The organism is Streptomyces sp. NPDC058000 (genome assembly GCF_042886435.1).
In the GTDB taxonomy this organism is placed as follows: Bacteria; Actinomycetota; Actinomycetes; order Streptomycetales; family Streptomycetaceae; genus Streptomyces.
Genome location: NZ_JBHVQS010000036.1, coordinates 51,612 through 63,253, shown reverse-complemented (window position 1 = coordinate 63,253; position 11,642 = coordinate 51,612). Strand labels below are relative to the sequence as shown.

13 protein-coding genes are annotated in these 11,642 nt (G+C 71.9%); 9 read left to right on the top strand and 4 right to left on the bottom strand.

Annotated elements, in window-relative coordinates; all coding sequences use genetic code 11:
- Positions 1–136 precede the first annotated feature (136 nt).
- The gene (locus ACFVT2_RS28510; RefSeq protein WP_390022417.1) at positions 137–970 is read right to left on the bottom strand and encodes a hypothetical protein; all 834 of its coding nucleotides are present in this window, start codon (positions 968–970) and stop codon (positions 137–139) included.
- Between the two features lie 196 nt (positions 971–1,166).
- Between ACFVT2_RS28510 and ACFVT2_RS28505 the strand changes: the two genes are divergently transcribed.
- Positions 1,167–1,751: a phosphatase PAP2 family protein gene (locus tag ACFVT2_RS28505; RefSeq protein WP_390022416.1), complete on the top strand. Its 585-nt coding sequence runs from the start codon at positions 1,167–1,169 to the stop codon at positions 1,749–1,751.
- A gap of 104 nt (positions 1,752–1,855) precedes the next feature.
- Here ACFVT2_RS28505 and ACFVT2_RS28500 read toward each other — a convergent pair whose 3' ends face one another.
- Positions 1,856–2,464: a pyridoxamine 5'-phosphate oxidase gene (locus tag ACFVT2_RS28500; RefSeq protein ID WP_390022415.1), complete on the bottom strand. Its 609-nt coding sequence runs from the start codon at positions 2,462–2,464 to the stop codon at positions 1,856–1,858.
- Positions 2,465–2,644: 180 nt separating this feature from the next.
- Between ACFVT2_RS28500 and ACFVT2_RS28495 the strand changes: the two genes are divergently transcribed.
- From ACFVT2_RS28495 to ACFVT2_RS28470, 6 genes are all read left to right on the top strand, one after another.
- A complete protein-coding gene (locus ACFVT2_RS28495; protein ID WP_390022414.1) occupies positions 2,645–3,604 on the top strand; it encodes an A/G-specific adenine glycosylase in 960 nt (319 codons plus the stop codon).
- A 658-nt stretch (positions 3,605–4,262) separates the two neighbouring features.
- Positions 4,263–4,814 carry a SigE family RNA polymerase sigma factor gene (locus ACFVT2_RS28490; RefSeq protein ID WP_248016652.1) on the top strand — a complete coding sequence of 184 codons (552 nt, stop codon included), beginning with the start codon at positions 4,263–4,265 and terminating at the stop codon, positions 4,812–4,814.
- A 352-nt stretch (positions 4,815–5,166) separates the two neighbouring features.
- A complete protein-coding gene (locus ACFVT2_RS28485; protein WP_390022456.1) occupies positions 5,167–5,823 on the top strand; it encodes a hypothetical protein in 657 nt (218 codons plus the stop codon).
- Between the two features lie 8 nt (positions 5,824–5,831).
- Entirely contained in the window at positions 5,832–6,545 is a 714-nt protein-coding gene (cseB, locus tag ACFVT2_RS28480; protein WP_390022413.1) for a two-component system response regulator CseB, read from the top strand.
- Between the two features lie 8 nt (positions 6,546–6,553).
- Positions 6,554–7,858 (top strand): two-component system sensor histidine kinase CseC, encoded by a 1,305-nt coding sequence (cseC, locus tag ACFVT2_RS28475; protein ID WP_390022412.1) that lies wholly within the window; start codon positions 6,554–6,556, stop codon positions 7,856–7,858.
- Positions 7,859–7,995: 137 nt separating this feature from the next.
- Complete coding sequence (locus ACFVT2_RS28470; protein WP_390022411.1) at positions 7,996–9,876, top strand: serine/threonine-protein kinase; 1,881 nt, start codon at positions 7,996–7,998, stop codon at positions 9,874–9,876.
- Here ACFVT2_RS28470 and ACFVT2_RS28465 read toward each other — a convergent pair.
- Both ACFVT2_RS28465 and ACFVT2_RS28460 read right to left on the bottom strand, forming a co-directional pair.
- Positions 9,864–10,247 carry an ATP-binding protein gene (locus tag ACFVT2_RS28465; RefSeq protein WP_390022410.1) on the bottom strand — a complete coding sequence of 128 codons (384 nt, stop codon included), beginning with the start codon at positions 10,245–10,247 and terminating at the stop codon, positions 9,864–9,866. The two genes, ACFVT2_RS28470 and ACFVT2_RS28465, sit on opposite strands and share 13 nt — an antisense overlap.
- Complete coding sequence (locus ACFVT2_RS28460) at positions 10,247–10,441, bottom strand: hypothetical protein (protein WP_390022455.1); 195 nt, start codon at positions 10,439–10,441, stop codon at positions 10,247–10,249. Before ACFVT2_RS28460 ends, ACFVT2_RS28465 begins: the two co-directional genes overlap by 1 nt.
- A gap of 116 nt (positions 10,442–10,557) precedes the next feature.
- On the opposite strand from ACFVT2_RS28460, the gene ACFVT2_RS28455 reads away from it, so the two are divergent.
- On the top strand, positions 10,558–11,412 hold the full coding sequence (locus ACFVT2_RS28455; protein ID WP_390022409.1) for a helix-turn-helix domain-containing protein: 855 nt from the start codon (positions 10,558–10,560) through the stop codon (positions 11,410–11,412).
- Positions 11,390–11,617 (top strand): DUF397 domain-containing protein, encoded by a 228-nt coding sequence (locus tag ACFVT2_RS28450; protein ID WP_390022408.1) that lies wholly within the window; start codon positions 11,390–11,392, stop codon positions 11,615–11,617. Before ACFVT2_RS28455 ends, ACFVT2_RS28450 begins: the two co-directional genes overlap by 23 nt.
- Positions 11,618–11,642: the final 25 nt, after the last annotated feature.

Sequence of the window (11,642 nt, the reverse complement as noted above, 5' to 3'; positions counted from 1 at the left end):
GAGGCACATCTTCCGGAGGCGACTCTTCCGAAGCGCCGTCACCACCGGAGCACCATCACACCCGAGCACCGTCACCACCAAAGCGCCGTCACACCCGAGCACCGTCACCACAGCCGGGTCACCGCCCCGGCCGGCCTCAGTCCTTGGCCAGCACGAACGACGTGTGGACCGCCGTCAGCCCCGGCACCTTCGCCTCGATCAGATACGTGCCGGCCGGCACCGCCGCCGCGCTCGGCGTGGCGCACTGGGGACCGCTGGCCCGCCGGTCCCACTCGACGGTGCGGGTCACCGCGCCCTTGGCGGGGACCTGGAGCAGCGCCGGGCCGGCGCCGGTCGAGCAGTCGTCGGAGGCCCACACCCGGTCGTCGCCGGCGGTGTCGGTGATGGTGAGCACCGCCGCCTTGCGCCCGAGGTCCACCTTGCACGCCGCACCACCGGAGTTCTGCACGGTCAGCTCGAACTTCGGCTTGTCATTGGGCGCGTAGGAGTTCTTGCCGCTCTTGAGCGTCAACTTGACCGTGTCGGCACCGCAGTTGGGGAGCGACGGGCCCGCCGCGACCGTGTCGCCGCCCGCGGCCCGGCCGATCGGCGTCCCGCCGGAGCCGGCACCGCCCGCCCCGGAACCGCCGCCGGAACCCCCGCTGCCGCCGTCCGAGCCGGCGCCGCCCCCGGATCCGGACCCTGAACCGCCACTCGATCCCGACGCCCCGCCGGCACCCGACTCATCGCGGCCACCGGGCTTTTGGCTGATCGCCGGGCCACTGGGCGCGGGCCCGGGCGTGATGGAGGCCGCGGGTCCGGATCCCTGCGGGCCCTTGCCCTCGTTGGCCGTCTTCTCGTCGCTCCCACCCATGGTGAGCACCCACACCACCAGGACGGCGAGGAGGACGACGACGGCCAGCGCAACGGCCCTCCGCCGCCAGTAGATGGAGGAGGGAAGCGGCCCGATCGGATTGCGCAGTGATCCCACGCGAAAACTCTACGAGAGATCCGGACCGGCACCGGCCAGTACCCGCCGCATCGGGCTGCAACTTTTCTCATCATCAGCCCGGTGACGGTCCGCAGTCGCCCGCACCGGCACTTTCCGGCCTTCCTGACCATTCGTCAGATACGGAGCCCGGCCCTCGATTCCGCACCGCCCTCGGAATTCCGTACCGTCGTCGGCCATGAACAGCACCGCTCTCTATCTCGACGTGACCGGGCTCGCCCACCGGTCCCCGGACTGGCTCCGCTCGTTGGCCGATATCGGTACCTCCGGTGGGCTGCTGCTCCTGATGGCCGTCGCCGTGCTGGCGTGGTGGCGGGCCCGCGGCATCGACGCGCACCGGGTCGCCCGGGCGCTGCTGGTGCCGGTGGCCACCCTGCTCGCCTACGTCCTGAGTGAGGTCGTCAAGAGCCTGGTGACCGAGGAACGGCCGTGCCGCGCGGTGGCCGGCGCGCCCGCCCCGATCGTGCCCTGCCCGCCGCACGGCGACTGGTCCTTCCCCAGCAACCACTCGACGCTCGCCGCGGCGCTGGCCATCGGCATCGTCCTGGCCTGGCGGACCGCCCTCTGGCTGGCCCTGCCGGTCGCCCTGCTCACCGGCTTCTCCCGGATCTTCGTCGGCGTCCACTACCCGCACGACGTCCTGGTCGGCCTCGGCCTGGGCACCCTGGTCGCGGCCCTGAGCGCGGCGCTCCTCACCGGTCCGGTGACCGGCCTGGTCCTCCGACTACGGGACGGCCGCTGGCGCGTCCTGGTAGCGGCATAACCGACGCCCGTCCCGGAGGCGGCGTAACCGGTATCTGTCCCGGAGAGGCGTAACCGGCACCCCGTCCCGGAGGCGGCGTAGCCGGCACCCGTCCCGGAGGGCCGCTACGCCCGCCACTCCTCCTTGTGGCCAAAACCCTGCGCGTTGTCGATCAGGCGCAGCCAGTCGGGACGCAGTTCCCACAGCGCGGTCCGCTCCAGGGCCGCGCGCAGCCGGTCGTCGGCCTCGACGAAGGGGAAGCGCGCGGTGTAGGCGTGCCATCCGGCGTCCCGTTCGGCCCCGCTCAACGGGCGGCAGCCACCGCGCCCCTGAATGCCGGTCAGCCCGCTCCACTCCTGGCCGTCCCGCTGCACCGTGAACGCCACCCGCGCACCGGGCTCGCCCAGGGCCCGGCCGTGCCGGGTGCGTGCCGCGGTGACGAAGTACAGCACCGGCGCCCCGTCGGCGGCGGCCCCGGCCGCGTAGAGCACCGCGCACGCCTGCGGCCCGTCCTCGTCCGCGTACGCCAGCGTCACCGTGGTGTGCCCGGCCAGCGCCCGCCGGATACCGGCCGGACACGCCGCTCCACCGACTGCTTCCCCGACTGCTTCCCCGGGCGTTTCCCCGGCCGCTTCCCGGACGGCATCCCCCGCCGCTCCCCCTGCCGCTGCCCCGACCGCTTCCGCCCGGCCTTCGACGCCCCGTGTACCGCTCGTACCGCTCTTCTCCTCCATATCTGCATCCTCGTACGCCCCCGCCGCCCCACGCGCACCGGCCCGCGGCCCGGTGGCCGGTGCGACCCCGGTGGCCCTCGCCCGCCGTCGGCCGCCCTTCCTGCGAGTGGGTGGGCGCGCGGCGGGGCGGGGCCGGTGCGTTTCTCGGGGGCGGGCGGGCGTGCCAGGATCGGCAGTGCCATGACTTCCACGCATGCCATTCCCAGTGCCCTGACTTCCGCCGCCGAGAACGCCTCCGCCGCCGCTTCGGCCGCGGAGGCCACGGACGGGACCGGGCTGCACGGCCCGGTCACCGACTGGTTCGCCGAGCACGCCCGCGACCTGCCCTGGCGCCGCCCCGAGGCGGGTGCCTGGGGCGTGATGGTGAGCGAGTTCATGCTGCAGCAGACGCCGGTCAGTCGCGTGCTGCCGGTGTACGAGCAGTGGCTGGCCCGCTGGCCGCGGCCGGCCGACCTCGCCGCGGAGCCGCCCGGCGAGGCGGTGCGCGCCTGGGGCCGGCTCGGCTATCCGCGGCGCGCGCTACGGCTGCACGCCGCGGCCTCCGCCATACAGGAGCGCCACGGCGGCGACGTCCCCCGTGAACACGCCCAACTGCTGGCGCTGCCCGGCGTCGGCGAGTACACCGCGGCGGCCGTCGCGTCCTTCGCCTACGGGCAGCGGCACGCGGTGCTGGACACCAACGTGCGGCGGGTCTTCGCCCGCGCCGTCACCGGCCGCCAGTACCCGCCGAACGCCACCACCGCCGCCGAACGCAAGCTCGCCCGCGCCCTGCTCCCCGAGGACGAGAACCTCGCGGCGCGCTGGGCGGCGGGCACGATGGAGCTGGGCGCCCTGGTGTGCACGGCGCGCGGCCCGGAGTGCCACCGCTGCCCGATCGCCGCGCAGTGCGCCTGGCAGCAGGCCGGATCGCCGGCCCACGAGGGTCCACCACGCCGCACCCAGGCGTACGCCGGGACCGACCGCCAGGTGCGCGGCAAGCTGCTCGCCGTTCTGCGCGAGGCGGTCACGCCGGTGCCGCAGGGCGTTCTGGACGCGGTGTGGGACGAGCCGGTGCAGCGGGCCCGCGCGCTGGACGGTCTGGTGTCGGACGGCCTGGTGGAGCCGCTGGGCGGCGGCCGCTACCGGTTGCCGCACTCCTGACCGACGGCCCCGGCAGACCCGGCAGACCTGACCGACCCGACGGCCCCGACGGCCCCGAGGATCCGACCAGCCGGCGTCGTCTACGTCACGAGCCCGTCATGTAACGCCACCGCCGTTCGCCACGTCTTATACGGGCGCGGTCCCTCCTCGGGGCCGCGCCCGTCGACGTACGTCCACCGGGACACCGGAAACCGCGAGACAGGAAGCCGCGAGACAGGAAACGGGGCGACCCGAAGCCGAGCAACGACAACCGGGCGACCGGAAGCCGCGGCACAGGAAACCGGAAGACCGGGACACACCGTCGACAACCGGGCCGCCGCCCGAAACCGACCGCCCGAGGAAGCGGCTGAAAAGCGCCCCGATAAGGCGCGTTTTGCCCCTCGTCGGCCGTCACGGGCGCCCCACGCGGCCCCCGTGGGACTTTCGTCCCTCTTGTTGGGGGCCTCTCATCCGTCGCGAGTATGACGCCGCCGGAGCCCCTGTACGTCCGAGGTATGACCCCCAGCGGGCTGTTACACAACCGAGGGTTTTCCGTGCACTCGCTGAGGGTCCGACGCACATTACGTCGCAACACCCCCTCCGTAGCGTCATCCCCGTGCTGGAGATGACCGCCGGCACGGACAACGCGGGGAAACGAAAGCGGATCGGAGGCGTCGGTATGGCGACCAGCGGCGGCAAGGTACTGGACTTCGAAGAGTACGTGCGGACCCGGCAGGATGCCCTGCTGCGCAGCGCCCGGCGCCTGGTGCCGGACCCCGTCGACGCCCAGGACCTCCTGCAGACGGCCCTCGTGCGTACCTACGGCCGCTGGGACGGCATCGCGGACAAGTCGCTGGCGGACGCATACCTCCGCCGCGTCATGATCAACACCCGCACCGAGTGGTGGCGCGCCCGCAAGCTGGAGGAGGTGCCCACCGAGCAGCTCCCGGACGCCAGCGTCGACGACGGCACCGAGCAGCGCGCCGACCGGGCCCTGCTGATGGACATCCTCGGCGTGCTCGCCCCCAAGCAGCGCAGCGTCGTCGTGCTGCGCCACTGGGAGCAGATGAGCACCGAGGAGACGGCGGCCGCGCTCGGCATGTCCACCGGCACCGTCAAGAGCACCCTGCACCGGGCCCTCGCCCGGCTCCGCCAGGAGCTGGAGAGCCGCGACATAGACGCTCGGATCCTGGAGCGCGGGGAGCAGGAGCGGGAGCGTTGCGCGGCCTGACCGCCGGCACGACGGGAAACACCGCCGACGACACGCCGCGGAAGGCGTCGGTCGGCACGACGGGGAACGCGTCACACGACACGGCTCGGAACGCGTCACACGGCACGACGGGGACCACGTCACCCGGCACGACGGGGACCACGTCACCCGGCACGATGGGGATCGCGGACCGCGGCCCGGCCGGTGACGTAACCAAGCCCACAGCTCGGCTCACAGCTTGGCGCGCGACAATCTCATGAAGAGCAGCGGCCGGGCACCCGGCGGCAACAAGATCGGCGGCTGTGCGAGCGGCACGGTAAGCAGGAGCGGATTGTCCAGATACAGGCTGACCAGGAGCCTGACCAGAAGCGGCTTGACCAAGGGCGGCGCGGCCACAGCAGGTGTGGCCGCCGTCGGCCTTTTGCTTGCCGGCTGCAATCCCGGGGGCGAGGGGATCCGCAAGGAGGGCTCCGCCGGCAACACTCCCGCGCCCCGGGGCGCGGTGAGCTCCTCGCCGTCGCCCACGCCCAGCACGAACTACAAGAAGGTCAACGCGGTCAAGCTGCTCGCCGCCGACCCGAAGGTCAGCGCGGACGTGAAGCGGGCGGTCGCCAAACCGTGCGCGGCGGACGAGTACCCCATAGAGGTCACCTACGCCTCGCTGACCGGCAGCAAGTCCCCAGACGTCATCGTCAACGTCATGACCTGCGCGGATTCCGTCGGTCTCGGCTCGTTCGTCTACCGCGAGCAGGCCGGCTCCCCCGATGGGTATGACAACGTGTATGCGAACGAGCAGCCGTCGGTCTACGCCGGTGTGGACAAGGGTGAGCTGGAGGTTTCCCGGCAGACCTACGCCTCGGGTGACAAGGTGTGCTGCCCCTCGGGGGAAGATGTGATGACGTACCACTGGGCGAACAACCACTTCACCGAGTACGACCGCTATCACACCGACTACAGCAAGACCGCCGTCGACGACACCCCGGACGGCATCGCCGGCACCGCCGTCGGCACCACGGGATCGGAGGGCTGAGACACCGCATGGCCGACACCCACGTTCTTTTCGTCGAGGACGACGACGTCATCCGCGAAGCCACCCAACTCGCGCTGGAGCGCGACGGCTTCGTCGTCACCGCCATGCCCGACGGGCTCGCGGGCCTGGAGGCGTTCCGCGCCAATCGTCCCGATATCGCCCTGCTCGACGTCATGGTCCCCGGACTCGACGGCGTCAGCCTGTGCCGGCGCATCCGCGACGAGTCCACGGTCCCCGTGATCATGCTGTCCGCCCGCGCCGACTCGATCGATGTGGTGCTCGGCCTGGAGGCCGGCGCCGACGACTACGTCACCAAGCCGTTCGACGGCGCGGTGCTGGTCGCCCGGATCCGCGCCGTGCTCCGCCGCTTCGGCCACGCCAGCGGCCCGGACGACCGTGCGGGGGGCGGCAACGAGCCGGACGGCCTCGTCGTCGAGACCGTGCTGCGCTTCGGTGACCTGGAGATCGACACCGAGGGCATGGAGGTCCGCAAGGGCGGCGAGACGGTCGCGCTGACGCCGACCGAGATGCGGCTGCTGCTGGAGTTCTCCTCCGCACCGAACACCGTCCTCTCCCGCGACCGGCTGCTGGAGCGGGTGTGGGACTACGGCTGGGGCGGTGACACCCGGGTCGTGGACGTCCACGTCCAGCGGCTGCGCGGCAAGATCGGCCAGGACCGGATCGAGACGGTCCGCGGCTTCGGATACAAGCTGAGAGGCTGACACCTCCGGTGGTCAGGCTGGCCCTGCGAACGGGCCTGAGATGGAAACTCAGCGCCGCGATCGCGCTCGTCGGGGCGCTGGTCGCGGTGGCGTTGAGCCTTGTCGTGCACAACGCCGCGCGGGTCTCCATGCTCGACAACAGCCGCGACGTCCAGATAGAACGCCTCAACTTCACGCAGAAGATCTTCGAGTCCACCAACCGCCTCCAGTTCGGCGCGAAGATCGACGACCCGGCGCTGCCCAAGGCCCTCCGCAAGGAGGTCACCGAGGGCGAACGGGCCACCTACCTGGAGGACACCGGCCAGACCGCCCCTGAGGTCTGGGCCGCCTCCCCCCTCGGCAACGGCCGCATCCTGTCCCTCCACGACCGTTTCCCCGACCGCTTCGCCGTCCTCGACGACCTCGACCAGGCGCTGCTGATCGGCTCCACGGCCGTGGTGGTCGGCGGCTGCGCGCTGGGCGTCCTGGTGGGCGGCCGGCTCTCCAAGCGGCTCCGGAAGGCGGCCGCGGCCGCCGGGAAGCTCGCCGACGGCGACACCTCCGTCCGGATCCGGGACGAGGTGGGCGGCGGCCGGGTCCGCGACGAGACGGACGACCTGGCCTGGGCCGTGGACGCCATGTCCGACGCGCTCCAGCAGCGCATCGAGGCCGAGCGCCGGGTGACCGCCGACATCGCCCACGAGCTGCGCACCCCGGTGACGGGCCTGCTGACCGCCGCCGAACTCCTGCCCCCCGGCCGCCCCTCGGAGCTGGTCCGCGACCGGGCGCAGGCCATGCGCACCCTCGTCGAGGACGTGCTGGAGGTGGCCCGCCTGGACGGCCACGCCGAGCGCGCCGAGCTCCAGGACGTCGCCCTGGGCGAGTTCGTCACCCGACGGGTCCGCGCCCTCGACTCCGGCGTCACCGTCGAGGTGCTCCGCGACGCCGAGGTCTCCACCGACCCCCGCCGCCTCGAACGCATCCTGGGCAACCTGATCGCCAACGCCTCCCGGCACGGCAAGCCGCCCATCGAGGTCACCGTCGAGGGCCGCGTCATCCGGGTCCGCGACCACGGCACCGGCTTCCCCGAAGCCCTGCTCCGCGAGGGCCCGAGCCGCTTCCGCACCGGCAGCAGCGACCGGGCCGGCGTCGGCCACGGCCTGGGCCTGACCATCGCCGTCGGCCAGGCCCGCGTCCTGGGCGCCCGCCTCACCTTCCGCAACGCCGACGAGCTGACGGACGGTTCGACGGGCGCGATCTCGGTCCTCTGGCTCCCGGAGAACGCCCCGACCGCCACCGGCAGCTTCCCGGTGATCCAGCTGCCGGACCGCTGAGCGCTCGCCCTACGGTGGGTGCGGGTCCGGCCCATCTCCCCGCTCCTACTGCCCAGTTGGACAGAACCATCCCCCCTCACTACACGTCCTCCCCTTCGGCAGACACGTAGGCGGTAGTTCCGGGGGACCACACCACCATGAGCAGCGGAAGCGCCGACGACCAGGGCGACGACATCGAGGGCGTCCAACCCCTCAAGGCGAACGACCCGCCGCGGATCGGCCCGTATCTGCTGCTCGGCAGGCTCGGCGCCGGCGGTATGGGCCGCGTCTACCTCGCCCGCTCCGAGGGCGGACGCACCGTGGCCGTCAAGGTCGTCCACGAAGAACACGTCGCGGACGCGCAGTTCCGCGCCCGCTTCCGGCGGGAGATCGACGCCGCTCGGCGGGTCGGCGAACGCCACACCGCGCCCGTACTCGACGCGGACCCGGACGCCGACCACCCCTGGGTCGCCACCGGCTACGTTCCCGGCCTCTCCCTCGAACAGGTCGTCCGCCACTACGGCCCGCTCCCCGTAGCCTCCGTCACCGCCCTCGCCGACGGCCTGCTGCGGGCGCTGAAGGACATCCACACGGCGGGCATCATCCACCGCGACCTCAAGCCCTCCAACGTCATGCTCACCGTCAAGGGCCCCCGCGTCATCGACTTCGGCATCGCCCGCGCCCTGGAGACCTCCGTCGAGTCGCTGCTGACCAGCACCGGCCTGATCGTCGGCTCCCCCGGCTTCATGTCGCCCGAACAGGTCCTGGGCCGCGACCTGGGCCCGCGCAGCGACGTCTTCGCACTCGGCTGCGTCCTGGCGTACGCGGCGACGGGCCAACTGGCCTTCGGCAACGGCGTGACCAACCCGCACGCGATCAACTACCACTGCGTGGAGAGCGAACCGGACCTGGACCAGGTGCCGGACGCGTCCCTGCGGGCCCTGATCGCCCGCTGCCTCACCAAGGACGTGGCCGACCGCCCGGACGTGGACGCCCTGCTGGACGACCCGGACCGCGCCCGCCCCGCGCCCGCCGTCGGCTCCTGGCTCCCCCCGGAGATCGTCGCCCACCTCGCCGAACGCGCGGCCCACCTCCTCGACGTGGACGCGGCCCCCCTACGGGAACAGCCCACCGACCTGGCCACGGTCGACATCCGGCCGAAGGGCGGCCCCGACCCCGGCCCCACCCCGCAGCCGGACCCGGCCAAGGGCAAGCGCAAGGGAATGGGCAAGGCCGAGGACCCCGGACAGGAGCGACGCGCCCGCAGGCGCCCCTGGCCCATCGTGGTGCCCATGGTCGCCGTCGTGACGATCGGCGGCGGCACCGCGGTCATGCTGCTGCCCGGCGACGGCGGACACCGGGCGGACGCCTCACCACCGAGCGCGAGCAGCAGCGACAACACGCCGCACAAGAACCCCAACTCCCCCACGCCACCCGCCACTTCACCGCCCCCGAGCGCGAAGAGCCCGTCCCCCTCGCCCAGCGGAGGGCCGAACGGCGGCGGCGGTGCGCCCCAAAACGGCGGCCCGGGCGGCAGCCCCGCCGGTGGCCCCGGCGGCGCCTCCGACACTTCCGGCGGAACGACCACCGGCGGCGGCTCCGGCTCCTCGGGCAGCAGCGGCGGCAGCGGCGGCAGTACGTCCGGCGGTTCCGGCAGCTCCGGCGGCTCCGGTTCCACCAGCGGCGGCGGCACCTCCGGCGGCGGCGCGGTCCCGTCGTACTTCCTCGGCAACTGGTCCTACCCGGCGATAAGCAACCAGCCGCAGAAGATCACCGTCTACCGGGCCGCCGTCGGCCAACAGGCCGCCCGGTTCGTCTACGACGTGCCGTACGTCGGCCACTGCGAGACGGTGGCCCGCCTCGACGGGGTCAAGAACGGCGGCAGCCGCATCGAACTCACCTCCGCCGCCGTGGACACCACCCACTCCAAGGGCAGCTGCCAAGCGGGCAAGGCGTCCATCCTCTACGTGGCCGCGGAGGGCGGCATCTACCACCTCGACGACCCCTCCGAGGGCCAGGGCTACCACTACACCCGCTGACCCGGACACGGACCGGGCCCGACCTCGCACCACACGGTCTTGCTCGCCTCCTCCTGCCGCACGCCCCACCGCAGCGCGACGGCGTCCAGCAGCGCTATCCCGCGCCCGCCCTCGTCGTCCACGGCGGCCCGGAGCAGCACGGGCAGGGCACGCGGATCCGGATCGGTCACCTCGACGCGCGTCCGCCCGTCCGCGGTCCTGCCGACGTACACGGTGACGGGCGTACCCTCCCCCACGTGCCGGATCACGTTCCCGACCAACTCGCTGACGCACAACTCCACTTCGCAGGATGCCGACGTACCGAGATGATCCCGCACCGCCCGCCGCAGCAGCGGCACCTCCTTCGGTACGGCCAGCAGCCGCACCGTCATCACCGCGCCGCCGCCTTGTGCAGCACCTCGGCCAACTTCCGCGCCGTGGCCATGTTGCAGTTACCGAGCGCGACGAGCGGGGGCGGGTAGGCCCCCGCGAACGAGGGGAGATCGACGCCGAGCGAGGGCAGCGTGATCCCGTTGGCCTTCAACGCGGACCGCAGCCCTTCGGCGCATTCCTGCACGTCGTCCATGGTCATTCACCTTCCTGTGCGCATTGTGACGAATCGCTCACAGACTGGCGTCGGGCGCCGTACTTTGGAAGGGAATTGGGCTTTCACGCCCAACCAACAAGTGGTGGTGGTGAGTCATGTCCCCGCGCAAGGATACCGACCCGGCGGCGAGTGTCCCGTCCTTCTACGGCGCCGAGTTGCGCTTCTTGCGGGAGAGTGCGGGCCTCACGCTCGACCAGTTAGTCGAGGGCAGTTTCCGCGGCGCACCGCTGCTCAGCCGAATCGAGCGTGGCGAGCTCGGCATGCCGATGGACCTTGCCATCCACATCGACAAGAGGCTCAAGACCGGCGGCTTTTTCCAGCGCCACTGCGACGAGGTGCAGAAGGCCCGCCGGGCGGGTCATGCACCGTACTTCGCGGATATCCCCGACATGGAGAAGTCCGCGACGACGATCGAGGACTGGGCGCCGTTCGTCATCCCTGGCCTGTTGCAGACAGAGGCATACATGCGGAAGCTCTGCGAAACAGCCAAGCCGTGGGAGGAGCCCGAGAGCGCCGAGGAGAAGGTCAGCGCCCGACTGAAGCGCGCGGAGATCTGGAAGCGAAAGGAACGCCCCTACTACTGGGCGATCCTCCGCGAGGACTTGATCCGTAGGTCGGTACTCCCACCCGCAGGGATGGCCGAGCAACTGGAACACATCCTCAACGTGATCCGGTCCACGCAGAGCGTCTTGCAGATCGTTCCGGAATCGACCGCCACACATCCCCTGATGCACGGCCTGGCCAAAGTCATGACGTTCCCCGATGCACCGCCACTCATCTACGTCGAGGGCGAGTTCACCGGCCAATCCATCGACTATCCAACGCTCGTGACGAGCTATCGGAGGTCGTACGATCTGCTCAGGGCCGCCGCACTGTCGCCTAAGGCGTCCCTGGCCATGATCGAGGAAGCGGCAAGGGGCTATCGAGATGAAGCGCAGCAACGGGAATGACCTGAACACTGCCACTTGGCGCAAGAGCACCTACAGCAACGGTGACGGCGGCGAATGCATCGAGGTCTCGGACACCCTCCCCGGCCTCGTCCCCGTCCGCGACAGCAAGACCCCGTACGGCCCGGCGCTCGTGTTCCCGGCCGCCGGATGGTCGGCGTTCGTCGCGGCCGTCAAGAGCGGCCAGCTCCAACTGCCCGGCGCCTGAACGGAAAACGGCCCCTGGCGTACGT